General features: G+C 59.7%; 26 protein-coding genes. 15 read left to right on the top strand and 11 right to left on the bottom strand.

Translation table 11 applies throughout. The annotated features are described in order from the left end of the window. Positions 1-32: 32 nt before the first annotated feature. From BN4575_RS18865 to BN4575_RS18855, 3 genes are read right to left on the bottom strand one after another with little or no spacing between them, the layout of a single operon-like run. Positions 33-1,292, bottom strand: coding sequence for a PTS ascorbate transporter subunit IIC (locus BN4575_RS18865; RefSeq protein ID WP_068979334.1), 1,260 nt, complete (start codon positions 1,290-1,292; stop codon positions 33-35). A gap of 51 nt (positions 1,293-1,343) precedes the next feature. Further along, complete coding sequence (locus BN4575_RS18860) at positions 1,344-1,631, bottom strand: PTS sugar transporter subunit IIB (RefSeq protein WP_042022659.1); 288 nt, start codon at positions 1,629-1,631, stop codon at positions 1,344-1,346. Between the two features lie 35 nt (positions 1,632-1,666). After that, on the bottom strand, positions 1,667-2,110 hold the full coding sequence (locus BN4575_RS18855) for a PTS sugar transporter subunit IIA (protein ID WP_042022661.1): 444 nt from the start codon (positions 2,108-2,110) through the stop codon (positions 1,667-1,669). A gap of 251 nt (positions 2,111-2,361) precedes the next feature. Here BN4575_RS18855 and BN4575_RS18850 point away from each other — a divergent pair, with 251 nt between their 5' ends. The 4 genes from BN4575_RS18850 to BN4575_RS18840 all read left to right on the top strand — a co-directional run bounded on the left by BN4575_RS18850 (position 2,362) and on the right by BN4575_RS18840 (position 5,066). Next, entirely contained in the window at positions 2,362-3,384 is a 1,023-nt protein-coding gene (locus tag BN4575_RS18850; RefSeq protein WP_068979333.1) for a LacI family DNA-binding transcriptional regulator, read from the top strand. 32 nt (positions 3,385-3,416) lie between these two features. Then, entirely contained in the window at positions 3,417-4,397 is a 981-nt protein-coding gene (locus BN4575_RS18845; RefSeq protein WP_068979332.1) for an acrylyl-CoA reductase (NADPH), read from the top strand. 74 nt (positions 4,398-4,471) lie between these two features. Beyond that, positions 4,472-4,597, top strand: coding sequence for a hypothetical protein (locus tag BN4575_RS22505; RefSeq protein WP_256029019.1), 126 nt, complete (start codon positions 4,472-4,474; stop codon positions 4,595-4,597). Positions 4,598-4,733: 136 nt separating this feature from the next. Beyond that, complete coding sequence (locus tag BN4575_RS18840) at positions 4,734-5,066, top strand: DUF2799 domain-containing protein (RefSeq protein ID WP_068979331.1); 333 nt, start codon at positions 4,734-4,736, stop codon at positions 5,064-5,066. Between the two features lie 19 nt (positions 5,067-5,085). Here BN4575_RS18840 and BN4575_RS21920 read toward each other — a convergent pair whose 3' ends face one another. Then, positions 5,086-5,250 carry a hypothetical protein gene (locus tag BN4575_RS21920; protein WP_098971330.1) on the bottom strand — a complete coding sequence of 55 codons (165 nt, stop codon included), beginning with the start codon at positions 5,248-5,250 and terminating at the stop codon, positions 5,086-5,088. 112 nt (positions 5,251-5,362) lie between these two features. Further along, entirely contained in the window at positions 5,363-5,800 is a 438-nt protein-coding gene (locus BN4575_RS18835; protein ID WP_042022667.1) for a flagellar basal body-associated FliL family protein, read from the bottom strand. A 145-nt stretch (positions 5,801-5,945) separates the two neighbouring features. Between BN4575_RS18835 and BN4575_RS18830 the strand changes: the two genes are divergently transcribed. Further along, on the top strand, positions 5,946-6,482 hold the full coding sequence (locus tag BN4575_RS18830) for a chorismate--pyruvate lyase family protein (protein ID WP_068979330.1): 537 nt from the start codon (positions 5,946-5,948) through the stop codon (positions 6,480-6,482). After that, the gene (gene ubiA / locus BN4575_RS18825; RefSeq protein WP_083221082.1) at positions 6,479-7,348 is read left to right on the top strand and encodes a 4-hydroxybenzoate octaprenyltransferase; all 870 of its coding nucleotides are present in this window, start codon (positions 6,479-6,481) and stop codon (positions 7,346-7,348) included. Before BN4575_RS18830 ends, ubiA begins: the two co-directional genes overlap by 4 nt. 164 nt (positions 7,349-7,512) lie before the next feature. Here ubiA and plsB read toward each other — a convergent pair whose 3' ends face one another. After that, a complete protein-coding gene (gene plsB / locus BN4575_RS18820) occupies positions 7,513-9,936 on the bottom strand; it encodes a glycerol-3-phosphate 1-O-acyltransferase PlsB (protein ID WP_068979329.1) in 2,424 nt (807 codons plus the stop codon). A gap of 204 nt (positions 9,937-10,140) precedes the next feature. On the opposite strand from plsB, the gene lexA reads away from it, so the two are divergent. The 4 genes from lexA to BN4575_RS18800 all read left to right on the top strand — a co-directional run bounded on the left by lexA (position 10,141) and on the right by BN4575_RS18800 (position 13,661). Next, positions 10,141-10,764: a transcriptional repressor LexA gene (gene lexA, locus BN4575_RS18815; protein ID WP_033136389.1), complete on the top strand. Its 624-nt coding sequence runs from the start codon at positions 10,141-10,143 to the stop codon at positions 10,762-10,764. 399 nt (positions 10,765-11,163) lie between these two features. Further along, the gene (locus BN4575_RS18810) at positions 11,164-11,463 is read left to right on the top strand and encodes a hypothetical protein (protein WP_042061161.1); all 300 of its coding nucleotides are present in this window, start codon (positions 11,164-11,166) and stop codon (positions 11,461-11,463) included. A 207-nt stretch (positions 11,464-11,670) separates the two neighbouring features. Further along, the gene (locus BN4575_RS18805; RefSeq protein WP_068979328.1) at positions 11,671-12,297 is read left to right on the top strand and encodes an SCO family protein; all 627 of its coding nucleotides are present in this window, start codon (positions 11,671-11,673) and stop codon (positions 12,295-12,297) included. 2 nt (positions 12,298-12,299) lie between these two features. Beyond that, positions 12,300-13,661: an MATE family efflux transporter gene (locus tag BN4575_RS18800; RefSeq protein ID WP_068979327.1), complete on the top strand. Its 1,362-nt coding sequence runs from the start codon at positions 12,300-12,302 to the stop codon at positions 13,659-13,661. Positions 13,662-13,674: 13 nt separating this feature from the next. Here the strand turns inward: BN4575_RS18800 and trmL are convergent, their stop codons facing one another. The 3 genes from trmL to BN4575_RS18785 all read right to left on the bottom strand — a co-directional run bounded on the left by trmL (position 13,675) and on the right by BN4575_RS18785 (position 16,261). Continuing rightward, entirely contained in the window at positions 13,675-14,139 is a 465-nt protein-coding gene (gene trmL, locus BN4575_RS18795) for a tRNA (uridine(34)/cytosine(34)/5-carboxymethylaminomethyluridine(34)-2'-O)-methyltransferase TrmL (RefSeq protein WP_005339545.1), read from the bottom strand. 74 nt (positions 14,140-14,213) lie between these two features. Next, positions 14,214-15,569, bottom strand: a complete 1,356-nt coding sequence (locus BN4575_RS18790; protein ID WP_068979350.1) for an ATP-binding protein — start codon at positions 15,567-15,569, stop codon at positions 14,214-14,216. Beyond that, the gene (locus BN4575_RS18785) at positions 15,566-16,261 is read right to left on the bottom strand and encodes a response regulator (RefSeq protein WP_068979326.1); all 696 of its coding nucleotides are present in this window, start codon (positions 16,259-16,261) and stop codon (positions 15,566-15,568) included. Before BN4575_RS18785 ends, BN4575_RS18790 begins: the two co-directional genes overlap by 4 nt. A gap of 85 nt (positions 16,262-16,346) precedes the next feature. Between BN4575_RS18785 and BN4575_RS18780 the strand changes: the two genes are divergently transcribed. The 4 genes from BN4575_RS18780 to BN4575_RS22125 all read left to right on the top strand — a co-directional run bounded on the left by BN4575_RS18780 (position 16,347) and on the right by BN4575_RS22125 (position 19,806). Further along, a complete protein-coding gene (locus BN4575_RS18780) occupies positions 16,347-17,258 on the top strand; it encodes a cation efflux pump FieF (protein ID WP_042022684.1) in 912 nt (303 codons plus the stop codon). 8 nt (positions 17,259-17,266) lie between these two features. After that, positions 17,267-18,046: a serine O-acetyltransferase gene (gene cysE, locus BN4575_RS18775; RefSeq protein WP_042022685.1), complete on the top strand. Its 780-nt coding sequence runs from the start codon at positions 17,267-17,269 to the stop codon at positions 18,044-18,046. A 21-nt stretch (positions 18,047-18,067) separates the two neighbouring features. Next, a complete protein-coding gene (locus tag BN4575_RS18770; protein ID WP_068979325.1) occupies positions 18,068-19,348 on the top strand; it encodes a hypothetical protein in 1,281 nt (426 codons plus the stop codon). Between the two features lie 248 nt (positions 19,349-19,596). Beyond that, entirely contained in the window at positions 19,597-19,806 is a 210-nt protein-coding gene (locus BN4575_RS22125) for a cell division protein ZapB (RefSeq protein ID WP_042022687.1), read from the top strand. Positions 19,807-19,878: 72 nt separating this feature from the next. On the opposite strand, the gene elbB is transcribed toward BN4575_RS22125, so the two are convergent. Next, a complete protein-coding gene (elbB, locus tag BN4575_RS18760; protein ID WP_068979324.1) occupies positions 19,879-20,529 on the bottom strand; it encodes an isoprenoid biosynthesis glyoxalase ElbB in 651 nt (216 codons plus the stop codon). 400 nt (positions 20,530-20,929) lie between these two features. On the opposite strand from elbB, the gene polA reads away from it, so the two are divergent. Next, positions 20,930-23,686 (top strand): DNA polymerase I, encoded by a 2,757-nt coding sequence (gene polA / locus BN4575_RS18755; protein ID WP_068979323.1) that lies wholly within the window; start codon positions 20,930-20,932, stop codon positions 23,684-23,686. Positions 23,687-23,769: 83 nt separating this feature from the next. Here the strand turns inward: polA and BN4575_RS18750 are convergent, their stop codons facing one another. Next, the gene (locus tag BN4575_RS18750; protein WP_240037911.1) at positions 23,770-24,333 is read right to left on the bottom strand and encodes a gamma carbonic anhydrase family protein; all 564 of its coding nucleotides are present in this window, start codon (positions 24,331-24,333) and stop codon (positions 23,770-23,772) included. Positions 24,334-24,737: the final 404 nt, after the last annotated feature.

The following is a 24,737-nucleotide window of genomic DNA, read 5'->3' as shown; positions in this document are numbered from 1 at the left end:
GCGCTCCGTTTTGTTGTTGGCTCTGGCCGGGATTAGCGAACGATCAGCCCCAGCAGGATGCCCAGTACCCCGAAGTCGGAGTCGCTGAAGGTGGTGTTGGCAAAGCCTAGGTCGCCCAGCACCGGCAGCAGGAACACCGGCAGAATGGTGAGCAGCAGCAGGCCGTTGGCGAAGGAGCCCAGAATGGCACCGCGACGGCCACCGGTGGCGTTACCGAATACCCCTGCTGCGGCGCCGACGAAGAAGTGCGGTACCACGCCCGGGATGATGACGGTCAGGCCCATCACGTAGAGCAGCGCCATCCCCACCAGACCGGCGGCAAAGCTCGACAGGAAGCCGATCAGCACGGCGTTGGGGGCGTAAGGGAAGACGATGGGGCAGTCGAGCGCCGGTTTGGCGTTCGGTACCAGCTTGTCGGAGATCCCTTTGAAGGCCGGTACGATCTCGGCGATGACCATCCGCACACCCTGCAGGATGACGTAGACCCCAGCGGCGAAGGTGATGGACTGCATCAGGGAGAACATCAGCCAGTGTTTGCCCTTGGCGACGCTGGTCACAAACTCGGGGCCAGCGAAGGCTGCGGTCACCAGGAAGATGATACCCATGGTGAAGGAGATGGCCACCGGGGTGTCGCGCAGGAACAGCAGGCTCTTGGGTACCTGCACATCTTCACAGCTGTGGGCCTTGTTGCCGAATTTGGCGCCGATCAGGGCGGAGAGCACGTAGGAGCAGGTGGAGAAGTGGCCCAGTGCCACATCATCGGAGCCGGTGATCTGTCTCATGAACGGCTGGGCAATCGCCGGGAAGAAGACCATGGCGACACCAACCACCAGGCTGCCGACCGCGATGAGCGGAATGCCGCTCATGCCACCGGCGGAGAGGATCACTGCGACCATCATCGACATAAAGAGGGTGTGGTGGCCGGTCAGGAAGATGAATTTCCACGGGGTGAGGCGGGCGATCAGGATGTTCACCAACATGGCGAAGAACATGATCATCGCCATCTCTTTGCCAAACGAGGTCTGGGCAATGGAGACGATGGCCTCGTTGTTGGGCACGACCCCTTTGATGCCGAAGGCGTGCTGGAAGATGACGGCGAAGTCACCCAGCGAGTTGATCACCAGGGTGGCACCGGCCCCCAGAATGACAAAACCCATGATGGTCTTGACCGTGCCCTTGATGCACTCGGTCACCGGTTTTTTCTGGGCTATCAGGCCAATAAGTGCAATCAGGCCAACCAGTACGGCGGGCTCTGACAGCACGTCAAACATCAGAAAATTGAAAAATTCCATGGTCAGCTCCTGGCAATGGAAGATGCGGCCCGCAGGCCGCATGGAGGATGCTTAGAGGGCGCCCAGTTCGCGCAGGGCGGTGGAGAGCTGCTCTTTCATGGCGACCTTGTCGACCATGTTGGCGAGGGTCACCAGTCGGCCATTGACGCCCATGGATTGCAGCTGCTCGGCGATGTCGCGAGTGGCGACAAAGATCTCGGCGGTTTCGCTACCGGCGGAGGCCAGATCGCGGTGATCCACTTCGGCAGTGACTGCCAGCTCTTTCAGGATGCTCTTGATGCTCATTTCCATCATCAGGCTGGTGCCCAGACCGTGACCGCATACAACCAGAATTTTCATCGTTTCTTCCTTTGTCAGGTGCGCCTTGGCGCAGATCAGTAGCGCGCCAGAATGCGCAAGATGTCGTCTTTGGTGTCGGCCGCAATGATGGCCGCCACGTCCTCTTCATTCATAAACAGCTCGGCCAGCTGGGCGATGGTCTCCACATGGGAGTTGCTGTCGCTGGCTGCCAGGGTCACCAATAGCTGGACCGGGTCGTTGCCTTCGGAATCAAAGTTGACTCCCTGCTTGATGACGGTCAGCCCCAGACCCAGCCGGTTGACCCCATCCTCGGGGCGAGCGTGGGGCATCGCCAGACCGGGGCCCAGTACGTAGTAGGGGCCGAGCTCTTCGTGGGAGCGAAACAGCGCCGCCACATAGGAGGGTTCGATGGTGCCATTGGCCAGCAGGGGCGCCGTTGCCAGCTCGATGGCGTGGCGCCAGTCGCGAGCGGCAGGTTCGATGCGGATGACATCCTCGGTCAGCAGTTGAGTCAGCATGGTGGTGATCCGGCTAGTTAAGATGGGGCCAATCTAACGATCTTGCCGATGGGAAACTGTGAGGGTGATCGCGAAAGTTAGCGCTATCAGATAGCGCTAACATGAAACTGTGATAGCGCTATCACTTCATCCATTAACGGGAGTCATCTTGCCCCCGTGATCCGGGAAAGAGGGTAGAATCGGCCCTGAGCAAATAGTCAGTGCCGCACTTTTGCCTTAAAGTGGGCAGCCGCAAGTCAAGGATGGGATGGATGTCAGAAGCAAAGAAGCGCCGTAGCACGGGTCGGGTGACCCTCAATGATGTGGCTCAGCTGGCCGGGGTGGGAGCCATGACGGTCTCCCGCGCCCTGCGTACTCCCGAGATGGTCTCCGACAAGATGCGCGAGCGTATCGAAGCTGCGGTGGAAGAGCTCGGCTACATTCCCAACCGGGCGGCTGGGGCGCTGGCGTCTGCTACCTCCCAGACCATCGTAGTGATCGTCCCCAGTCTGGCGGAAGCGGGTTGTGGCGAGATGATCGCCGGTCTGCAGCAGACCCTGCTCGATGAGGGCTACCAGATCATGTTGGGGGATGCTCAGCACCTGAAGCAGCAGGAAGAGAGCCTGCTGACCAGTTTTCTGCAGCACAATCCGGCGGCGGTGGTGCTGTTTGGCGGCGATCTCGGCGAGACAATCCGGGCCCGCTTGAAAGCTTCTCGTCTGCCGGTGGTGGAAGTGGGTGCCATGGCCCGCAGCCCTATCGACATGAATGTGGGGGTTTCCAACTTCGATGCCGGTTATCAGCTGACCCGGCACCTGATTGAGCGGGGTTATCGCAATATCGGTTTTCTCTGTGCCCGTCAGGAGCAGTGGATGCTGCAACAGCGGATGCAGGGCTGGCAGAAGGCGCTGCTCGACAATTACCTCTCCCCCGATGCCATCATCAACACCTCGGAGCGGCCCAGCTTCAGCACTGGCGCCACCATGCTGGGGGAGTTTCTGCTGCGCTGGCCCGAGCTGGACGCGCTGATCTGCGTTAACGACGAGCTGGCTGCGGGCGTGCTGTTCGAGTGCCAGCGGCGCCATCTCGCTGTGCCCGGCAAGCTGGCCATCGCCGGATTCGACGATCTGGATGTGGCGCGCGCCTGTTATCCGACCCTCACTTCGGTCAGGATCCCCTATCGCAAAATGGGGCAGGAGGCCGCCGAGCTGATCCTGCGCCAGCTGGCCGGGGAGTCCGTGAGCGGTACTGCTCTGGCTCTCGATTTTCAACTGCAAAAGCGCCAAAGCAGCTGACCCCCATTTCACACGTCATCAAAGAGGCAACCATGTTCAAGGCTCTATTACTGGAAAACCAAGACGGCAAGACTGTTCCAACCCTGACCCGGCTGGCCGAGAGCCAGTTGCCGGACGGTGAAGTGCGGGTGGCGGTCACCTACAGCTCCATCAACTACAAGGATGGGCTGGCGATCACCGGCAAGGGCAAGATCGTGCGTCAGTGGCCGCTGGTGCCCGGCATCGACTTCGCCGGTACCGTGCTCGAATCTGCCGACAGCCGCTATCAGCCCGGCGACAAGGTGGTGCTGACCGGCTGGGGCGTGGGCGAAGGGCACTGGGGCGGCATGGCCGAACAGGCACGGGTCAAGGGGGACTGGCTGGTGCCGCTGCCCGCTGGGCTCGATGAGCGGCAAGCCATGTGTATCGGTACCGCCGGTCTCACCGCCATGCTCTGCGTGCTGGCGCTGGAAGAGGCGGGCATTACTCCCGAAAGTGGCGAGGTACTGGTCACCGGCGCGGCGGGCGGCGTGGGGTCCACCTCGGTCGCTCTGCTGGCGGCCCTTGGCTATCAGGTGGCGGCGCTGACCGGTCGTCCCGAAGAGCAGGGCGCCATGCTCACTGCGCTGGGTGCCAGTCGCATCGTGCCGCGCAGCGAACTGCTGGTGCCCGCCAAGCCGCTGGAAAAACAGCTGTGGGCCGGTGCCATCGATACCGTCGGCAGCCAGGTGCTGGCCAAGTTGCTGGCCCAGATGAACTATGGCGGCGCCGTGGCGGCCTGCGGGTTGGCGGGCGGTTTCGATCTGCCGACCAGCGTGATGCCCTTCATCCTGCGCAACGTGCGGTTGCAGGGGGTCGATTCGGTGCTGTGCCCGTTTGAACGTCGTCAACTGGCGTGGCAGCGACTGGCGCGGGATCTGCCAGCCAGCTTCTTCGAACAGGCAGTCACCGAGATCGGGCTGGAGCAGGTGGTCGCGGCCGCCGAGGCCATTACGCTGGGTCAGATCGCTGGCCGCACCCTGGTCAAGTTTTGATCTCCCCTTGACTGGCGAGCCCGACATTTCCGGATAAAATTGGAGTGCGGGTGAACTATCCAAGGAGAGTGAAGATGGGTGGACACAAGCCGGATTACGACTCCTCTGATGACGAGTGGGATCCGGAATCCTGGGAAGAAGAGCTGGATCAATGGGAAGATGAAAGCTGGCAGGATGATGACACTTTCGATGACCAGTGAACCACAGCATTAAATGAACAGGCGGGCTTTGGCCCGCCTGATTTTTTTGCCGCGCTCACAAGGTTGACTGTTCGCCCTTGGTCAGTGCTGGGCTGCTGGGTAGAATGAACTGCCCAAATGACACTCAAGGATGACTATGCGACTCACCATCATACTGTTGGCTGCCCTGCTGGGTGGCTGCGTCTCGAACGATGATCCCTGCGAGAAGGTGTGGAGCGAGGTAGGGGAGGCGGATGGCAAACTGGGCTTCACCAGTGAGCGGATCGACTTTCATCAGGATCAGTGTGGCAAGAAGGTGGATGCCGAGCTATGGGAGCAGGGACGCCAGAAGGGGCTGGCCTGGTATTGCCGCCCTGAGCATCTCTATCTGGCTGGCCGTTCCGGCAGTGAATATCGCGGTGTCTGCCCCAACGATACCCAGGCGCGCAGATTATTCGATCAGGGGCGTCACGGCTGGACCGATCAATAACGCCCTGGTTGAGAGGGGGCTACTCCTCTTTCAACCGCAGCGGCTGGCAGAGATAACCCTTGTCATTGGCACTGCGGGCACACTTGCCGCAGACAAACTTGGGTTTGCGCACTATCTTGCGCAACGCCTTGAGATCGGTGGGGATCTCGTGACGGCGCCACTCACACAGGGTTTTACTGCCCATAACGACTACCTCTACGACTCGATGGGCGTATTGTAATCGATTTTCATTTCGAATAAACCGGCGAAGCTCGCTTATTGGCCGATATGCCAATAAGCGACTGTTTCGGGAGGGATTACTGGTAGAGGAACTTGGTGAAGATGAGCTCGCGCACCGCTTTCTTGCCGGTCTCTTTCACCAACAGCTCGTTGACCTTGGTCTCGCACTCCTTGCGCAGTTCTTCGCGGCTGACCAGAGATTTGATCTGATCGGCGCTCTTGCTGCCCATCAGGCGGATGATGGTGTCGCGGATCAGCGGGTCATGCTGCTCCAGCAGCTTGAGATCGGCCTCGTTTTCCGCCATCAGCTCCACTGTGACCCGGATATAGCCGAGGGTTTTGCCATCGCTCAGATAGTTGGTGATGATGTCGGGATCGAGCGCGTGGTAGGAGAAGCCCGGCTTGGCGGCCGCAGCGGCCTCTCCCTCTGCGGGCGGCTCCTCTCCCCCGGATGCAGATACCTGAAGCGCGCCGCAACTCAGTAACAACACCAGCAGAATTTTGAAGATCTTCATATAGATGGCTCATCAGCAAGAGATACCCCATTTTTGATGCTGCCATCGGGGCCGTCAAGCACGGATGTTCTTACATTTCGCTATTGATTTACGGATAATAAACCGGATTTTAACCTGAACACGGAAATCTCTGGATGGTGAAGCTGTGAAGTCCGAGTTGACTGTTCCCCTCACGCCATTAAGCGGCTGGTTGGCCCCTGAATGTTGCGAGTTGCCTGCCAGCTTGCGCCCCTGGCTGCTGGAGCCTGGCTCCATGACCCGGCGCCTGCGCCAGCACAATCGCCACTTCTCGGTGGCGTGGCTGGGCAATCACCCGGTCGCCCTCACTGCCGATGAGCAGTGGCTGGTGGATTCGGCTTCGCCGGTCGGCACCTGCCGCGAAGTGATCCTGCACGGGGATCGTGGGCCTGCCGTGCTGGGTTGGACCCTGTTTGCCGATGGTGCGCTGCAAGGGAGCGGCATTGCCGAGCTTGGCGAGCAGCCGCTGGGTGAGCGGATATTTGGCCATGAGCCTGCCCGCCGCGATCATCTGCAAGTGGCGCGCTTCGAGATTGCCGCCAATCCCCGTTGCCCGACAGCCATCGTCTGGGGGCGTCGTTCCCGTCTGTTTCTGGGGCAGTGGCCACTGCTGGTGCATGAGCTGTTTCTGCCCTCTCTCGTCTGTGACAAGGAGCTGGAGTGAATCTGTTAACCAAGGAGCGGGGACTTGCCTACATGCAGTTGGCCCGCGTCGATAAACCTATAGGCACTCTGCTGCTGCTGTGGCCAACCCTGTGGGCGCTCTGGCTGGCGGCCGGTGGCCTGCCCAATCTCTGGGTGCTGACCGTGTTTGTGGTCGGAGTCTTTCTGATGCGCTCGGCCGGGTGTGTTATCAACGATTATGCGGATCGCAACTTTGACGGCCACGTCAAACGCACCGCTGGTCGGCCATTGCCCACGGGCAGGGTCAAGCCGTGGGAGGTGCTGGCGCTCTTTTTCGTGTTGGCGATCATCTCGTTTGCGCTGGTGCTGACCATGAATCCGCTCACCATCAGCCTGTCGTTTGTCGGCCTGCTGCTGGCGGTGAGCTACCCCTTCATGAAGCGTTTTATCTCCAACCCCCAGCTGGTGCTCGGAATGGCCTTCTCCTGGTCGATCCCGATGGCCTATGCGGCGCAGGCGGATGCCCTGCCGCTGGTGGCCTGGCTGCTCTTTTTCGCCAATCTGCTGTGGACCGTTGCTTACGATACCCAGTACGCCATGGTGGATCGGGATGACGACCTCAAGCTCGGCCTCAAGTCCAGCGCCATCCTGTTTGGTCGTCATGACAAGCGGATCATCGGGGCGTTGCAGCTTTCGGCGCTGCTGCTGCTGTTGGCTGTGGGCCATCTGATGCTGCTGGGTGGCTGGTATTACTGGGGATTACTGGGGGCGGCGGTGCTGTTTGTCTATCAGCAGCGGCTTATTCGCGAGCGGCAGCGGGAAGCCTGCTTCCAGGCGTTTCTCAACAACAACTATGTGGGGGCGCTGGTGTTTGCCGGTCTGGTGCTCGACTACCTGCTGGCGTGATAACGTGCTGAGTCACGCGGAATAAAAAAGAGGGTCGCGTGTTGGGGTGCTGTTGTTTGCCGGTCTGGTGCTCGGCTACACACTGCTGACGCGATAGCGCGCTGAGTAAAACGGAATGAAAAAAGAAGGCCGCATGATGCGGCCTTCTTTGTTTGCGTTGCAGGTCAGAGCTGGTTGCCCGCCTGAATGGTGCGGCGGATCTTGTTGCTCAGCAGCGGCACTATGTTGTCGGTCAGCGCCTGGAAGCGGCCGAGATCCGGCTTGCACTCGGGGGAGAGGTAGCCCTCTTTGCGCAGGGTGTGGATCAGAGTGCTGAACAGCTTCTGGTCGAAGAACTCGGGGGCGTTGATGCCGTGCAGGGTGCCGAGGCGTTCTGCCATCATCAGGCCGTCGGCTTCCAGCTGCTCCGCCTCGATACGGGGCTGGGCCAGTACCCGGGTCAGCACGATGGCGTAGCGTTGCAGGGTCTCCTGAATACTTTCTGCCAGCAGCAGCAGGCGCATCTGGTTGCCCGGATTAACCCAGTAACCGCCATCGCGCAGCTCAATCAGTTGCTGGACCTGCAGGGCATCGAGCAGGCTGTCTACCACCGCCGGTAGATCTTCTTCCTCATAATGAAGGAACAGTTCTGTCTTGAGCAGCGGATAGATGTCGATGCAGCGGGCCACGATCTCGCTGTGGGAGATCCCCTCGCAACGCTCGATCAGTGCTGCCACCAGGGATGGCATGGCGAACAGGTGCAAGATGTTGTTGCGGTAGTAGGTCAGCAGGATCGCCTGATAGCGGTCCAGACTGATGATCTGCCCCAGCTTGTCCTCGCTCACTTCGAACTTGTTGAGCTCCATCGCCTGATCCAGCAGGGTCTTGGCATCCTCATCCGGAATGGTGCTCTGCGAGCTGTAGGGTACCGCCTTGAGCAGATCCAGATAGGTGTTGAGCTGGGCCTGCAACTCGTCGCGGGTCAGGGCATGACGCTCGGCGGCCAGCAGCGCCAGCGCGCTCAGGGTCAGGCCGTTGACGGCGGCCGCATCGTTGATGCGGGTCATCAGCAGTTCGGCCAGATCGTTGACGGTGCCCGCCATCCACTCCGGACGCTCCTCTTCCCCGATGTGCTTCTTCCAGTCCGGAATATGTTCACTCAGGTAGCTGTTGAGGGTCAGCGGCTCGCCGAAGTTGACGAAGCCGCGGCCGTAGTTGCGCAGCTTGCGCAGGATGCCGAGCACCTGCAGGAAGCTCTCTTTTTCCTTGCGGCTGCCCTTGAGCTCGTTGTGGTAGGTGTTCACCTCCATCACGTGCTCGTAGCCCAGATAGACGGGCACCAGAGTGACCGGACGATCCAGTCCGCGCATCATGGCCTGCAGAGTCATCGCCAGCATGCCGGTCTTGGGCGGCAGCAGGCGACCGGTACGGGAGCGGCCGCCTTCGGTGAAGAACTCCACCGAGTAACCCTTGGCAAACAGCAGGTTGAGGTATTCACGGAACACCGTGCTGTAGAGCGGGTTGCCCTTGAAGGTACGGCGAATGAAGAAGGCGCCACCGTGGCGGAAGATCGGGCCAGCTGGCCAGAAGTTGAGGTTGATGCCTGCCGCGATATGGGGCGGCACCATCCCCTGGTGGTAGATGACGTAGGAGAGCAGCAGGTAGTCCATGTGGCTGCGATGGCAGGGGACGTAGACGATCTCGTGCCCCTCCTGCGCCAGCTGGCGTACCTTCTCGGCGCCATTGACCGACAAGCCGCGATAGAGCTTGTTCCACAGCCAGCCGAGGAAGCTCTCGCCCAGGCGGATCAGCCGGTAGGAGAAGTTGGAGGCGATCTCGTCCATGTAGCCATGGGCGCGTTTTTGCGCCTTCTCGAGGCTGATGCCCTCGCGCTGGGCCTCCTCTTCAATCGCCTGCTGGATCACCGCGGAGTCGAGCAGCTGCTTGAACAGCAGGTTGCGGTTCGGCAGTTTCGGGCCGGTGGCGGCCAGCTGCTGACGGCTGAAGTGGGTACGGGCCACTCGCGCCAGCTTGTGGGCGATGGCCTCGTCGGTGCCGTGCTTGTCGGCCATATGACGCAGGGAGAGCGGCGGCGAGAAGCGCACCAGATTCTCGCGACCCTTGAGGATCACGATAAGCGCCTTCTTCAGCCGGTTTGGCGCCAGACTGCTGATAATGTTGAGGCCGGAGGCTTCTTCTCCCTCCCGACCCGGAGCGCGGCCCCAGAACAGGGTCACGGGCACCACCTGGATATCCAGTTCGGGATCCTGCTTGTGCAGATCCAGCAGCTGGTGGAACTCTTGCAGGAAGGGCAGCGGCTTGCTGCGTTTGCCAAACAGGGGAGGCGGACGATCCAGACAGACATAGCGCGGCAGCAGCTGGCCGTTAAGTTCCAGCGGCGTGAAGGGGCCGGGCAGACCGAGATCCTCGCAGCACTGCTGCAAGGTCATCAGGTCGGTGATCGAACTGGTTTTCAGGGCGTAGACGATGGGTCTGGCCGGATCCAGATTGAGCTCGGTGATGGGATTTTCCGGCAGGCTCTTGTGATTGACCAAGCCGCTGACCGGCCATTGCAAGATGGCTCTGGAAATCTTCTGTCCTAGGGACATGTGCGTCTGCTCTCCAAAAAAATGCGGCGTGAGCATAGCAAATCGGCAGCCCCTTGTCGCCGAGAGGTACGATGAGTCGGCTGCGCAGGATCAAAACAGCAGTAAATGAGGGGTTGGTTGCGACAAATGTCAGCTGCGCCTTGCCTTGGCCACTGCACTGTATATACTGCCAGTGTGCTGTATAAAAAGACAGGTGCCAATGCTATGAAACCCCTTACCCCCCGCCAGGCCGAAGTGCTGGAGCTGATCAAGGTGAACATGAGCGAGACCGGCATGCCGCCGACTCGCGCCGAGATTGCCCAGAAGCTTGGTTTCAAGTCGGCCAATGCGGCCGAAGAACATCTGAAGGCCCTGGCCAAAAAAGGGGTCATCGAGATCATGCCGGGCACGTCCCGCGGCATTCGCCTGTTGCTCGAAGAGGAAGAGGTGCTGGAAGAGAGCGGCCTGCCGCTCATCGGCAAGGTGGCCGCCGGTGAACCCATCCTGGCGCAGGAGCATATCGAGAGCCACTATCAGGTGGATCCCGCCCTGTTTCATCCGCGCGCTGATTTTCTGCTGCGGGTGCAGGGGATGAGCATGAAGAACATCGGCATTCTGGATGGCGATCTGCTGGCGGTGCACAAGACCCAGGAGGTGCGCAACGGTCAGGTGGTGGTCGCCCGTCTCGATGAGGATGTCACCGTCAAGCGCTTCCAGCGCAAGGGCAGTCAGGTATGGCTGCTGCCGGAAAATGAAGAGCTCGCCCCCATCGAGGTGGATCTCTCCTGCCAGCAGCTCACCATCGAAGGGCTGGCCGTCGGGGTGATCCGTAACGCCGACTGGATGTAATTATCCCCGCCAACTGCGTTTGCCACATGGCCTCCTTCGGGAGGCCGTGCTGTTTCTGGCGCACTTTCCCTGTCATATCAAACAGATCATCGGCGGCAGCATTTTGTCCCGTGCAATCGGTTACCAATCATCCATTTCAGATATATGCTCAGATCAGTGCCCTGTCGCCAAGATGGGGCTTGGCGCCTCCCTCTGGCAACCGCAATGCGCCGTGACGGGAGGGCCGGTAACAACGAGAATCGGGCAGTACACCTTCACGGGATATGAAGGGGGAGTGGGGAGATCCCGAGCCTTGTCGGGCAAAGGGGACCATTCGTAGTGGTTGCAGAGAGTCGTGACGGGCCTGACGTCAGTTCAGGCCGACGAAGCAACATGACCTGTCGGTCAAGGAGGACTGGTATGGCATCAAGATCGCCATGGGATTCAGAGGCTGCGACTGCGCCAGCGGAATCGTCTATTACCCGTTTTGTCAAAGGGAGCCGGATGACCTGGTTCTACGGTCTCTGGTTGCACCATCGTGGGTCGCACTGGACGCTCTGGCTGGGATGCCCGAAAGAGAAGGTGGTGCGTCTGGTGTTGCTGTTCAAGCGGGGTCACGGCGATCGCCAGGGAGAAGAGGGCTGGCTGGCCCCCGTCATTCCCATCGGCGTGCGGGCCATCGGCAAGATGTTGCAGCAGGGGCGTAACGCTCGCCCCTGAGCAGAAGAGGCAAGCAGACGCACACCTAACCGGCACCCGAGGGGCCGGTTTTTTTATGGTCTGAACTGGCGATCAATTGTGCCAAATGGTCGGTTCCTGACTGTGCGAGACACAAGGTTGACCCACGTTGCTGGCTCGCTGGGGTACAATACCCCTCTTGTCCGGTCACTGCTGGCCATCTACCTCGAACTTAAAGGGTCTCTTGTGATGATGAAGCTCCGCTATCCCCTGCTTTTTCTACTGCTGACAGGCTGCCTGACCCTGGCGTTCTACGCCACCCAGCCTGAGCAGCCGCAACAGGCTGACTACTATCCTGCGGGGCGGGATATCAATGATTTCGCCTTTACCGATGCGGACAACAAGCCGTTCACCCCTGCCAACCTGAAGGGGCACTGGACCTTTCTGTTTATCGGCTACACCTTCTGCCCCGATATCTGCCCCACTACCCTGGCAGATATGCGCTCCGTGTATGACCAGCTGAAGAAGATGGCGTCCAACAGTCAGGTGGTGTTTATCTCGGCAGATCCCCAGCGCGATGACATTCCCCGTCTCAAGACCTACACCGCTTTCTTCAATCCCGAGTTCAAGGCGGCCACCGCCCCCCACGACCAGCTGTTCCCGTTCGTGCGCAATCTGGGGTTGATCTACTCCATCGCCAATCAGGGGGAGAAGGATTACCTGATCGATCACTCCGCCTCCATCGTGCTCATCAATCCCAAGGGCAAGCTGCAGGGGGTGTTCCGCCCGCAGGTGGTGCCGGGTGAGGTGCCCCGGGTGCCGATGGCCACCATGTTGTCTGATTTTTCCCGCATGATGAAGCTGGCTGGCTACTGAAAATGACCCCGCCGGTTGCCCCATGGTGGCGTGATCCCTCTCGTCACCGTGCGGTCTTTGTTCTCGCCCTGCCCATGGTTTTTTCCAATATCACCACCCCCTTGCTGGGGCTGGTGGACACCAGGGTGATCGGTCATCTCGGTCAGGCCTGGTTTCTGGGGGGCGTTTCGGTCGGTGCGACCCTCATCAACCTCATTTTCTGGCTGCTCGGTTTCTTGCGGATGTCGACCACCGGGCTGACGGCGCAGGCCCACGGCGCCGCCGACGGTCGTGCCCAGCTCGATACTCTGCTGCGGGCGCTGGGGCTGGCCATTGCCCTCGGCTTGGCGCTGCTGTTGTTGCTCTTTCCCCTGTTGCCACGATTGATCGCCTTGAGTGGCGGCTCGGCAGAGGTGCAGCTCTATGCCAGCCACTATGTTGAGGTGCGGATCTGGAGCGCGCCGGCGGCGCTCTGCAATCTGGTGATCATGGGTTGGCTGTTGGGGATGCAGGATGCCCGCAGCCCCATGGTGATGCTGATCCTCACCAATCTGGTCAATATGGCGCTCGATGCCCTGTTTGTGCTGGGGCTCGGCTGGCGGGTGCGAGGGGTGGCAGCGGCCTCGGTCATGGCGGACTACTGTGCGCTGGCGGCCGGGATCTGGCTGGTGCGCCGTCAGCTGCGGCAGCTGGCACCGACGGTGTGGCAGGATGGCTGGCAGCGCTGGCGGCAACTTGCCCCCATGGTGCGGCTGCTCGGCCTCAATCGCGATATCTTCCTGCGATCCCTCTGTTTGCAGCTCTGCTTCGCCTTTATGACCCTGCAAGGAGCGCGGCTGGGGGATGTGGCGGTGGCCGCCAATGCGGTGCTGCTCAACTTCCTGATGCTTATCTCCTATGGGCTCGATGGCTTTGCCTACGCGGTGGAGGCCATGGTGGGGCGTGCCATCGGCCTGCGGGATCGGCAGAAACTGCGGGAGGCCATAGTGCTCAATCTGGGCTGGGCCGCGCTGATTGCGACCGCATTTACCTTGGGCTTCGCCCTGCTGGGTGGCTGGCTGGTGGGTCAGATTACTGACATTCCGGCGGTAGTGGCGGAGGCGAACCGCCAACTCCCCTGGCTGATCGCCATGCCGTTGCTGGCGGTCTGGTGCTTCCTGCTGGACGGGGTGTTTATCGGAGCGACCCGGGCGCGGGAGATGCGTAACAGCATGATGCTGGCCGCATTTGGCGGCTTCTTCCCGATCTGGTGGCTCTGTCAGTCGTGGGGCGTGGCCGCCTTGTGGGCGGCGATGGCGGCACTGATGGTGGGGCGCGGTCTGTCGCTGGGGGTCAGCTGCTGGCGGTTGGAGCGTAGCGGGCAACTGCTCGACGCCCGCCACTGATCCGCGATGGCGCTTACATGGCGCCGTCGTAACCGAGCTGGCGCCAGCTCTCGTAGACGAATACCGACACCGCGTTAGAGAGATTCATGCTGCGGCTCTGGGGCACCATAGGGATGCGCAGCCGCTGCTCGAACGGCAGGCTCTCGATGATCTCGATAGGCAGGCCGCGACTCTCCGGGCCAAACAGCAGGGCATCGCCAAGGGCATATTGGGCCGCCGAGTGCGCGGTGCGGCCCTTGGTGGTGCAGGCGAACACCCGCTTAGGCGCCACGGCTGCCAGAAAGGCTTCATAGCTTGGCCAGCGCTTCACCTCGGCAAACTCGTGATAGTCGAGTCCCGCCCGCTTCACCCGCTTGTCATCCCACTCAAATCCCAGCGGCTCGATCAGATGGAGCCGGTAACCGGTATTGGCGCAGAGCCGGATGATATTGCCGGTATTGGGCGGAATTTCAGGCTGGTAGAGGACGATATCGAGCATGACGAGTTCCTGCAAAGAGAAGTAAAGCCAAGAAGGGGCGCCAGCATACCCAGCGCCCGTCCGGATGAAAAGGATCAGGCGATGGGCAAGCGGATGGTGATGGTCAGCCCGGTCGGATGATTGTTGCTGGCCGCAATGGTGCCGCCATGGCGCTGAATGGCCTCTGCGGCGATGGCCAAGCCGAGCCCGGTGCCGCCGGTCTTGGCGTTGCGAGCATCATCGACCCGGAAGAAGGGCTGGAACAGCAGCGCTTGCTGCTCGTCAGGCACCCCGGGACCGTCATCCCGAATGATCATCACCCACTCCAGCCCCTCCCGATACCAGTCTACCTTGATGAACTCGCGGGCATACTTGAGGGCGTTGCGCAGGGGGTTCTCCACCGCTCGTGCCAGCAGCTCGGGCCACATCTGGATTGATTCGGCAGGCAGCGGCTGCAATCTGAGCTGCTTGCCACTCTGGTTCGCCTCGAACATGGCATCCTCGAGGATGGGTTCCAGCAGCGCTGCCAGCGGATGGATCACCGGCGCTTCTACGTGCTGTTGCACCCGCGACAGATCCAGCAGATCGCCGATCAGCTTGTCCAGCCGTCCTATCTCCGATTCGATCCGTGCCAGCTCGGCGCTGTCCCCTTGCTTGCGGCGGATCAGCGCCTGCGCCAGCTGCATTCGGGTGAGGGGGCTGCGCAGCTCGTGGGAGATATCAGAAAGCAGCTGTTTCTGCTTCTGGATCATGCTCTTGAGCGTCTCCACCATGCGACTGACGTTATCTGCAAGTTGGCCAATCTCGTCCCCCCGTCCCAGGTTGGGGATCTGCACCTCCAGATTACCGGCCGCCAGCTGGGAGACGGATTTTTGTAGTTGCAGGATAGGGCGGGTCAGCCGCCAGGCCAGCAGCAGACAGAGCGGGGTACTGACCAGCATAGAGATGCCCAGAATGCGGATCGGGTGGTCCAGCACCTGAATGAACAGGAACAGGTAAGGGTTCTCGGCATTGAGGCCGAAATAGACGTGGTAGCTGTGGCCGTGATGCTCCATCAGAAAGGGGCCGGCGATCGCCTTGCGATCCTCGTTGCCCAGCATGGGGTTGGCCGGGTCATCGGCATCCACCATAAAGCGCACCACGAACTTGCGGGGATGGGCGGTGGACTGGATCTGCCCCTTCTCATCACGGATGTAGACGTTATCCACCGGCAGCATGGCGATTTTGTCCATCACCCTGCTCAAGTCGAAATCCCGATCCGGCTCGGCGGCGTTGAGCAGGGCCTGCACGTTATTCTGCATCCGCGTCGCTTCATGGGTCGGCAGCGGGATCTGGTTGCGGGGATCCAGGGTTGGCAGGCTGATCACGGCGGCCAGCATCACCAGCAGCATGAACCAGAACCAGAGGAAGATGTGGGTCGAAATGCTGTTGAGGGAGCGGGGGCTCTCTATTCTTGTTCTAGCCACAGGTAACCGCGCCCCCTTACGGTTTTGAAGCGGGGCTGGTCATCGATACGATCTGGCAGCTTCTTGCGCAAATTACTCAGGTGCATGTCGATAGCGCGATCGAAGGGCTCCAGCTTCTTGCCCAGCACCTGTTCCGAGAGGTGGCTCTTGCTGACGATCTGGCCGGGGCTGCGCAGCAGGCACTCCAGCAGGCCGAACTCGGTGGCGGTCAACTCCAGCAGCTGTTCGCCGCAGCGAGCTTGTTGCAGACCGGGTTGCAGCACGATGTCCATAAAGTGAACTTCGTCGGAGGCGTTGCCACGCTGGGGTGGGGCGCTCTGGGTGCGGCGCAGGATGGCACGTACCCGGGCCAGCAGCTCCCGATCATCAAAAGGCTTGGCCAGATAGTCGTCAGCCCCCGCCTCCAGACCGTTGACCCGGTCCTGGCTGTCGCCGCGCGCAGTCAGCATCAACACCGGGGTGTCGTGGGTCTTGCGCAGCTTGGTCAGCATGGCAAAGCCGTTTAGCCTGGGCATCATCACATCCAGCAGTACCAGGTCAAAAGTCTGCTCGGTCAGCCGCAGCAGTCCCTCTTCACCATCCTCTGCGACCGTGACCTGAAATCCCTCCAGGGTCAGAATTTCGGTAAGCAACTGGGTCAATTCAAGGTCGTCATCAACGAGGAGTATTCTGTTCATCTGGAGTTATTCCGCAGATTTTCGCGCCAAACTGGCGTCGGGGTCAGGGTATAATAAGTTTTTCACCGTCATAGGAAAGCCGGTTTTGAGCCATCAACAATATTCCCGTTGGGTTACCTTTGCCAGTATGGCTGCGGTCGCCACTGCTACCGTGCTGATTATCGGCAAACTGATCGCCTGGTTGATGACTGACTCATCGACTCTGTTGGCGTCACTCACCGACTCTTTTATGGATGTCAGTGCCTCCATCATCAACCTATTTGCCATCCGCTATGCGCTGGCCCCTGCCGATGACGAGCACCGCTTTGGTCACGGTAAGGCGGAGTCGCTGGCGGGGCTGATCCAGTCTGCGTTCATTTCGGGCTCGGCGCTGCTGCTGGTGATGCACGGCATCTCCTCTTTGCTCAACCAGGCTCCGATCCATCGACTGGAGGCGGGGCTGTGGGTCAGTGGCGGGTCTATCGTGCTGACCCTGCTGCTGGTCAGTTTTCAGGGTTTTGTGATCCGCAAGACCAACAGCGTGGCCATCAAGGCCGACATGTTGCACTACCGCTCAGATCTGCTGCTCAATGCCGGTGTCTTGCTGGCGCTGGTGTTGGCGGGGCAGGGGTGGTACTGGGCCGACGGCCTGTTTGCCATTCTGATCGGGCTGTTCCTGTTGTGGGGAGCAGGACACATCGGCTACGAGTCGGTGCAGGCGCTGCTCGATCGTCAGTTGCCAGCCGAAGAACAAGCGAGAATAATGGCCCTCTGCTGCGCCGTAGAAGGTGTGCATGGTGTGCATGATCTGCGTACCCGTCAATCCGGGCCGACTCGCTTCGTTCAGTTGCATCTGGAGCTTGATGATCAGATCCCGCTGGTCCAGGCCCATCAGATCGCCGATGAAGCCGAACTGGCGGTGCGCCAGGCATTCGAGCGGATGGATGTCATCATCCACATGGACCCCATCTCGGTGCTGACAAAAGAACAACAGAGCCCCCACCCTGAACAACAGTAGGCTGCAACATGGATGAACTGGTTGCCAAAACCTGGCAGAAAATTCAGCAAGAAGCACAGTGCATGGTGACCGAAGAGCCCATGCTGGCCAGCTTTTTCCACTCCACCATTCTCAATCACAAGAATTTGCGGTCGGCTCTCAGCTTCCAGCTTGCCAACAAGCTCGACAGTGCCACCATGCCAGCCATCGTCTTGCGCGAAGTGATCGAGCTGGCCCTGCACAGTGAGCCGCAACTGCTGGCAGCTGTTGCGGCTGACATCTGCGCCGTGCAGGAGCGTGACCCGGCGGTCGATCTCTTCTCCACCCCGTTGCTCTATCTCAAGGGCTTCCATGCCCTGCAGGGCTATCGGGTTGCCAACTGGTTATGGCGGCAGGGGCGGCGCTCGCTGGCCCTCTATCTGCAAAACCAGATCTCGGTGGTGTTCGGGGTGGATGTGCACCCGGCCGCCCGCATCGGCAAGGGGATCATGTTTGACCATGCCACCGGTATAGTGGTCGGTGAAACGGCGGTGATCGAAGATGACGTCTCGATCCTGCAGAGCGTGACCCTCGGCGGTACCGGCAAGGAGAGCGGCGATCGCCATCCCAAGATCCGCGAAGGGGTGATGATAGGGGCGGGCGCCAAGGTGCTCGGCAATATCGAAGTGGGCATGGGGGCCAAAATCGGCGCGGGCAGCGTGGTGATCAACCCGGTGCCGCCCCATACCACAGTAGCCGGAGTACCGGCCAAGATCGTTGGCCGCCCGGATTGCGACAAGCCTTCACTGGATATGGATCAGTGCCTCTGATCCCCTGACCGAGACAATTCGATGGCCAAGCGCTGGTCAGGTTACCTGATCCTGGGGATGTGGCTGCTCAACCTGCTTCATCTCTATCTGGGGTTATCCCCCTGGCCAGCGGCCATCGCGGCCTGGGGGGCGTCACTGCTCACCTGGCCATGGCTGGTGGGGGCCGCCAAACGGCAAGCGCTGGCTCTTTATGGTGCAGCCCTGTTGCTGCTCATTTTCTCCTGGTTGCGGGGTGCGACCCTCACCGCCGGTGACTGGTTGTTGCCCAACATCAATATGCTCACCATGTTTGCCGCGGTGAGCACTCTCAACCTCGCCACTTCCGGCTTGCTAACCGGCACCACCTCCTGGACCGGGCGAAAGGGGCTGTGGAGCACCATGGCCAGCCTCAATCTGCTGGGGGCCGTCATCAACCTCTCGGTGCTGTTCATCATCGGCGATCGGCTGGAGCGCAACGGGACGCTGGAGCGGCGTCAGGTGATGGTGCTGAGCCGGATTTTCTGTGCCGCCGCCTTCTGGTCACCCTTCTTTGTCGCCATGGCGGTGGCGCTTACCTATGCGCCGGGCTTGCAGCTCTCTCATATTCTGCCGTTCGGGATCCTCGCTGCCTTGCTGGCGATGGGCTTGACCGCCTGGCAGGTGGAGCGGATCGGGGTGGCCGACTTTGCCGGTTATCCGCTGCGACTGCAGACGCTGGGCTTGCCGGTCACGCTGGCGTTGCTGGTGCTGCTGATCAAGCAGATTTGGCCCCAGCTTGGCATTCTGGCGGTGATTGCGCTGGTGGCCCCTTTGTTGGCGTTGCTCTTTATGCCGAGGGTCGGGCGCAAGGCTGCCCTCAAGCGACAGGTGGTGGAGCGTTTTCCCGCCATCGGTGGTCAGCTGGTGCTGTTTCTGGGGGCCGGTTTGCTGGCGGCGGGCATTAACAGTGCGCTGTCGGTAGTCGAGTTCGATATGGGGCACGGTCTACCGCTGTTCAACCACTTTGGCTGGCTCGAAGCCTCCCTGACGCTGCTATTCATTTTGCTGGTGGCCATTGTCGGGGTTCATCCGCTGATCACTATTTCTGCCGTGGCGCCGCTGCTGTGGCCGCTGTCGCCAGACCCCAGTCTGCTTGGCATGTGCTTCTTGCTGGGATGGGGGCTCGCCACCGGTACCAGTCCGCTCTCCGGATCCAATCTGGCGCTGGCCTCCCGCTACAACTTGAGTGCTGCCCTGATCCTGCGTTGGAATCTGTGTTACGGGCTGATGATGTACGCTATCGCCAGCCTGTTGTTGGGGGCTTATAGCACCTTGTATGGATGAGGGGGAATAGATCCTGATCTTACCCTTGGCCAGCCTGTTGGCAGGGGGTTGTTTGCTGGTTATCAGGCTCTTGTAGCGGATCGGGCGCAGGATGCGAGAAAAATAGACGCATATTTAGACAATACATCTTTGGAAGGCGCATTTTGCAGCGCACTGGCTTGTTTGTGCCAATGCGGTCGAGGTATGCTGGCTTCACGCGCTTGAATCGCCCTCTGTGGGGCATCGCAATTGAACAAACAGGTATGCATATGTCACTAGAAGTCCTTGAGCAACTCGAATCCAAAGTACAATCCGCCGTCGATAACATCTCCCTGCTGAAAATGGAGCTGGACGAGCTGAAAGAGCAGAATGGCAAGCTGCAAGACGAGAACCATCAGCTGCGCAACGAACATGTTGCATGGCAGGAGCGTCTGCGTGCCCTGCTGGGCAAAATGGAGCAGATGGGCGAAACCATCTAATTCATTGCCATCAGGCAGAATTGAAAACGGGCCGCTCCATGAGCGGCCCGTCTGTTTTTGGCGAGTTTGGGATTACAGCGCCAGTAGCTGCCTGACTGTTTTCTCGATGCCGTCTGCCGCTTCAACAATATTGCTGGCCAGCATGTAGGCGGGGGTGGAGATCACCTTGCGTTCCTGATCCACCACGAACTCGTTGACCGGGCAGTTGAGGTGACTGCCGCCCATCGCCTCGATGGCGTTGGCGGTCCCCTCGTCATGGCCGATGGTCGCCAGCGTTCCGGCGCCATAGATCAGCGGGATCATCGCCGGTGCAATGCAGATATAGGCGGCCGGCTTGTTGGCGTTGGCAAAGCTTTGGCACGCTTTCAGCACATCGGGCTGGATTTGGCACTCGGCCCCCTTGATGGCGAAGTCGCACAGGTTCTTGGCGGCGCCAAAGCCACCGGGCACCAGCAGGGCATCGTAATCGCGTGCATCTAACTCTGCCACATCGCGGATCTGGCCACGGCAGATGCGGGCGGCTTCGACCAGCACATTGCGGCTCTCTCCCTCGCTCACTTCACCGGTCAGGTGGTTGATCACATGAAGCTGTGCCACGTTCGGTGCGAAGCACTGCACGGCTGCTCCCTGGCGGGCCAGCGCCAGCAGACTGATGACGGCTTCATGAATTTCGGACCCGTCAAAGACGCCACAGCCACTCAAAATCACGGCCACTTTTTTCATGGCAAACTCCTTGTTGTTGAAAATGTGAGCCAAGATAGATTGTTGTACTTTTGTATGGTTATCGCTCGCCATCCGCTGGTCAAGTCATCTCGCTGTGCTAGGATTGTTTCGTTTTGGATCCTGCCTTACCTACTCCCTTAAATCTTTTTCCACATTGATCGAGATCATTTTAACGGTGTTGTGGTCTATTTATTGGATTTCAACCTGTTGTTTTCTATTGGTTTTTATATTTTTGTGCACAGCTTTATCACTGGTGAACATCCAAGTGGCTATTTTTGAACACAGAGTTATCCACAGTCTTGGGCGTTTGAAGTGCCCGTTTATGGTGGTATTACGCCCCTTGGTGTGAAGGGGCCCCTGTGGCATCCTAGCGGCTATTTATCTTTGGCAGGACGATTTCATGGCCTCTAGCAATCCCCTTATTCTGGTCGACGGCTCCTCTTATCTGTACCGCGCTTTCTTTGCCTCCCAGCAGGCCGACCTGCGTACCTCGACCGGTTTGCCGAGCGGCGCCGTCCGTGTCATGGCCAACATGATGCGCAGCCTGCGCAAGCAATATCCTGACTGTCATGTGGCCGTGGTGTTTGATGCCAAGGGCAAGACCTTCCGCGACGACATCTATCCCGAATACAAGGCCAATCGCCCCAGCATGCCGGAAGATCTGCGCAGCCAGGTCGCTCCCATCCATCAGATGATCAAGGCGATGGGTTTCCCCTTTTTGATGATCGACGGGGTTGAGGCGGACGACGTGATCGGCACCCTGGCCCGTCAGGCGACCGAGAAGCAGCTGCCAGTGCTGATCAGCACCGGTGACAAGGACATGGCGCAGCTGGTCTCCGACCATGTCACCCTGATCGATACCATGAAAGATCTGAAGACCGATCGGGAAGGGGTGATCGAGAAGTTCGGCGTACCGCCCGAGCTCATCATCGACTATCTGGCCCTGATGGGTGACAAGGTCGATAACATTCCCGGCATGACCGGTGTCGGCGAGAAGACCGCACTGGCACTGCTGCAGGGGATTGGCAGCATCGACGAGATTGCCGCCAACCTCGACAAGGTGGCCGCCCTGGGCTTTCGTGGCTCCAAGGCGTTCGCCGACAAGTTCCGCGAGCAGGAAGAGCAGGTTCGTCTCTCTTATACCTTGGCGACCATCAAGACCGATGTGGTGCTGGAGCAGGATCTGGAACAGCTGTTGCTCAAATCGGTCGACAAGGAGTCGTTGTTGGCGGTCTACCGCGAATATGAGCTGCGCAACCTGATCAAGGAGCTGGACTCTGGTGGCGAAGAGAGCGTCGGATCGGAAGAGGCAAGTAGCGAGGCGGCTGCTCCGGTTGTCGCCATCGAAACCGACTACCGCTGTATTCTGGACGAGGCCGAGTTTGATGATTGGCTGGCACAGCTTAAAGCGGCACCGCTGTTCGCCTTCGATACCGAAACCACCAGTCTCGACTATATGGAGGCGCGGATCGTCGGTGTCTCCTTCGCGGTAGAACCGGGTAAAGCCGCTTATGTACCGTTTGGCCACGACTATCTCGGGGCGCCGGTGCAGTTGACCGAAGCCGTGGTACTGGGCAAGCTCAAGCCGCTGCTGGAAGATCCGACCCGTCTCAAGGTGGGGCAGAATCTCAAATACGATCGCAACGTGCTGCTCAACCACGACATCGACCTGCAAGGTATCGCCTACGACACCATGCTCGAATCCTATGTGCTTAACTCCACCGCCAGTCGCCACGACATGGATTCGCTGGCCAAGCGTTACCTCGGGGTCGAGACCACCTCCTTTGAAGATATCGCAGGCAAAGGGGTGAAACAGCTCACTTTCAACCAGATCGAGCTGGAGCAGGCCGCTCCCTATGCGGCGGAAGATGCCGATATCACCCTGCGTCTGCACCAGACCCTGTGGGGTCAGCTGGAGGCCGTGCCGGGTCTGTGCCAGGTATTTAGCGAAATCGAGCTGCCGCTGCTGCCGGTATTGGCGCGGATGGAGCTGCTAGGCACCACCATCGATCCCAAGCTGCTGCACCAGCAGAGTCAGGAGATCGAACTGCGGCTGGCGGAGCTGGAGCGTCAGGCCCATGAGCTGGCCGGACAGGAGTTCAACCTCTCCTCACCCAAGCAGCTGGGGGAGATCCTCTTCACCAAGCTGGGCTTGCCGATCATCAAAAAGACCCCCAAGGGAGCGCCGTCCACCGCAGAAGAGGTGCTGGCCGAGCTGGCCGAGACCTATGAACTGCCACGCCTGTTGATGGAGCATCGCGGCCTGGCCAAGCTCAAGTCCACCTATACCGACAAGCTGCCGCTGATGATCAAGCCCCAGACCGGGCGGGTACATACCTCCTATCATCAGGCGGTAGCGGCCACGGGTCGTTTGTCATCGTCTGATCCCAACCTGCAGAACATCCCGGTGCGCAACGAGCAGGGGCGCCGGATCCGGCAGGCCTTCATTCCGAGCGCCGGCTACAAGCTAGTGGCGGCGGACTACTCCCAGATCGAGCTGCGCATCATGGCACACCTCTCCGGTGACAAGGGGTTGCTGACCGCTTTCGCCGAGGGCAAGGACATCCATAAGGCGACAGCCGCCGAGGTATTCGGCGTGGCGCTCGATGCGGTCACTACCGACATGCGCCGCAGCGCCAAGGCGATCAACTTCGGCCTTATCTACGGCATGAGTGCCTTTGGTCTGGCCAAGCAGCTGGGGATCGGTCGCGCCGAGGCGCAGAAGTACATGGATCTCTACTTCGAACGCTACCCGGGGGTACTGGAGTATATGGAGCGCACCCGCCAGCAAGCGGAAGCCCAGGGTTATGTCGAAACCCTGTTTGGTCGTCGTCTCTATCTGCCGGACATCAAGTCCCGCAACGCCGGTCTGCGCAAGGGCGCCGAGCGGGCAGCCATCAATGCTCCGATGCAAGGCACTGCCGCCGATATCATCAAGCGCGCCATGATCAACGTGGACAGTTGGATCCGCGGCATCGAGGATGAGTCGATCCGTATGCTGATGCAGGTACACGATGAACTGGTGTTCGAGATCCGCGCAGAGAAGCTGGAGGAGTACACCGCCATCATCAAGGAGAAGATGTCAGCGGCGGCCGATCTGCATGTGCCGCTGTTGGTCGAAGCGGGCTCCGGCGATAACTGGGATCAGGCCCACTGAGCCACCATGTTCGGTTGCTATATATAGCTATATAAGAAGAGAAGCCCGGCACCCTGCCGGGCTTCCTGTTTCTGCTCCTGCCATCAAGCCTCTTGCAGATACTCATCCTTGAGCAGGACATAGTTGTCGGCCGAGGTCTTGAGAAAGGTGATTTCGGCAGGTTTGAGGGGGCGAGCCTGCTTGACGGGATTGCCTATATATAGAAAGCCCGATTCGAGTCGTTTGCCAGGTGGTACCAGCGAACCTGCGCCGATCATCACATCATCCTCGACCACCACCCCGTCCAGAATAATGGCCCCCATGCCGACCAGCACCCGATTACCGATGGTGCAGCCATGCAGCATCGCCTTGTGGCCGACCGTGACATCTTCCCCGATCAGCAGCGGATAACCATCAGGGTTGCTGGCACTCTTGCGAGTCAGGTGCAGCACGGTGCCGTCCTGAATATTGCTGCGGGCGCCGATGTGGATATGATTCACGTCGCCCCGCGCCGCTACCATGGGCCAAATGCTGGCATCATCGGCCAGCTCGATATCACCCACCAGTGTTGCGCAGGGATCTATATATACCCGTTTGCCCAGTTGCGGGCGTTTTCCCTTGTAGGGTCTCAGTCGCAAGTCCATCTTGGCCTCCTTGTTTTCGGCCATTCTAGCAATCCAGAACCAGATTCTGTGGATAAGTTTGTATAAAAGCTGTGTATTGATATGAATAACTAAAAAATCGCACTTTTTAGCAATTTAAAAGCTTTAAAGCCTTGCAAGCATGTCGAAGATCCCTATAATGCGCCCCTACCAGCACGGCGGAACACGCCGGACTGATGAGCTAGCTTCTTAATGAAGTGGGCGCCGAAAGAAAAGCGAAAACAATCGCTTGACTCTCGAAGTGAGAAGCGTATTATACGCCTCCTCAGCGCGACAAGCGCAACGCTCTTTAACAATTTGAATCAAGCAATCTGTGTGGGCACTCACAGCATCGAGCATCAAAATTAATTTTTGATTTTCAATGTCTGGTGAAGTGACCAAGACGATTTCTTAGCAATAAGAAGTCGAAC

This window comes from Aeromonas sp. EERV15 (genome assembly GCF_900079845.1).
In the GTDB taxonomy this organism is placed as follows: domain Bacteria; phylum Pseudomonadota; class Gammaproteobacteria; order Enterobacterales; family Aeromonadaceae; genus Aeromonas; species Aeromonas sobria.
Note: the sequence above shows the minus strand (reverse complement) of the source record. Positions and strands in the feature narration are given on the sequence as shown.

What these genes read in the sequence shown, in the direction of transcription:
- BN4575_RS18865 (WP_068979334.1), bottom strand. Translation starts at nt 1,292, where the DNA reads ATGGAATTTTTCAATTTTCTGATGTTTGACGTGCTGTCAGAGCCCGCC.
- BN4575_RS18860 (WP_042022659.1), bottom strand. Translation starts at nt 1,631, where the DNA reads ATGAAAATTCTGGTTGTATGCGGTCACGGTCTGGGCACCAGCCTGATG.
- BN4575_RS18855 (WP_042022661.1), bottom strand. Translation starts at nt 2,110, where the DNA reads ATGCTGACTCAACTGCTGACCGAGGATGTCATCCGCATCGAACCTGCC.
- BN4575_RS18850 (WP_068979333.1), top strand. Translation starts at nt 2,362, where the DNA reads ATGTCAGAAGCAAAGAAGCGCCGTAGCACGGGTCGGGTGACCCTCAAT.
- BN4575_RS18845 (WP_068979332.1), top strand. Translation starts at nt 3,417, where the DNA reads ATGTTCAAGGCTCTATTACTGGAAAACCAAGACGGCAAGACTGTTCCA.
- BN4575_RS22505 (WP_256029019.1), top strand. Translation starts at nt 4,472, where the DNA reads ATGGGTGGACACAAGCCGGATTACGACTCCTCTGATGACGAGTGGGAT.
- BN4575_RS18840 (WP_068979331.1), top strand. Translation starts at nt 4,734, where the DNA reads ATGCGACTCACCATCATACTGTTGGCTGCCCTGCTGGGTGGCTGCGTC.
- BN4575_RS21920 (WP_098971330.1), bottom strand. Translation starts at nt 5,250, where the DNA reads ATGGGCAGTAAAACCCTGTGTGAGTGGCGCCGTCACGAGATCCCCACC.
- BN4575_RS18835 (WP_042022667.1), bottom strand. Translation starts at nt 5,800, where the DNA reads ATGAAGATCTTCAAAATTCTGCTGGTGTTGTTACTGAGTTGCGGCGCG.
- plsB (WP_068979329.1), bottom strand. Translation starts at nt 9,936, where the DNA reads ATGTCCCTAGGACAGAAGATTTCCAGAGCCATCTTGCAATGGCCGGTC.
- lexA (WP_033136389.1), top strand. Translation starts at nt 10,141, where the DNA reads ATGAAACCCCTTACCCCCCGCCAGGCCGAAGTGCTGGAGCTGATCAAG.
- BN4575_RS18810 (WP_042061161.1), top strand. Translation starts at nt 11,164, where the DNA reads ATGGCATCAAGATCGCCATGGGATTCAGAGGCTGCGACTGCGCCAGCG.
- BN4575_RS18805 (WP_068979328.1), top strand. Translation starts at nt 11,671, where the DNA reads ATGATGAAGCTCCGCTATCCCCTGCTTTTTCTACTGCTGACAGGCTGC.
- BN4575_RS18800 (WP_068979327.1), top strand. Translation starts at nt 12,300, where the DNA reads ATGACCCCGCCGGTTGCCCCATGGTGGCGTGATCCCTCTCGTCACCGT.
- trmL (WP_005339545.1), bottom strand. Translation starts at nt 14,139, where the DNA reads ATGCTCGATATCGTCCTCTACCAGCCTGAAATTCCGCCCAATACCGGC.
- BN4575_RS18785 (WP_068979326.1), bottom strand. Translation starts at nt 16,261, where the DNA reads ATGAACAGAATACTCCTCGTTGATGACGACCTTGAATTGACCCAGTTG.
- cysE (WP_042022685.1), top strand. Translation starts at nt 17,267, where the DNA reads ATGGATGAACTGGTTGCCAAAACCTGGCAGAAAATTCAGCAAGAAGCA.
- BN4575_RS18770 (WP_068979325.1), top strand. Translation starts at nt 18,068, where the DNA reads ATGGCCAAGCGCTGGTCAGGTTACCTGATCCTGGGGATGTGGCTGCTC.
- BN4575_RS22125 (WP_042022687.1), top strand. Translation starts at nt 19,597, where the DNA reads ATGTCACTAGAAGTCCTTGAGCAACTCGAATCCAAAGTACAATCCGCC.
- elbB (WP_068979324.1), bottom strand. Translation starts at nt 20,529, where the DNA reads ATGAAAAAAGTGGCCGTGATTTTGAGTGGCTGTGGCGTCTTTGACGGG.
- polA (WP_068979323.1), top strand. Translation starts at nt 20,930, where the DNA reads ATGGCCTCTAGCAATCCCCTTATTCTGGTCGACGGCTCCTCTTATCTG.
- BN4575_RS18750 (WP_240037911.1), bottom strand. Translation starts at nt 24,333, where the DNA reads ATGGCCGAAAACAAGGAGGCCAAGATGGACTTGCGACTGAGACCCTAC.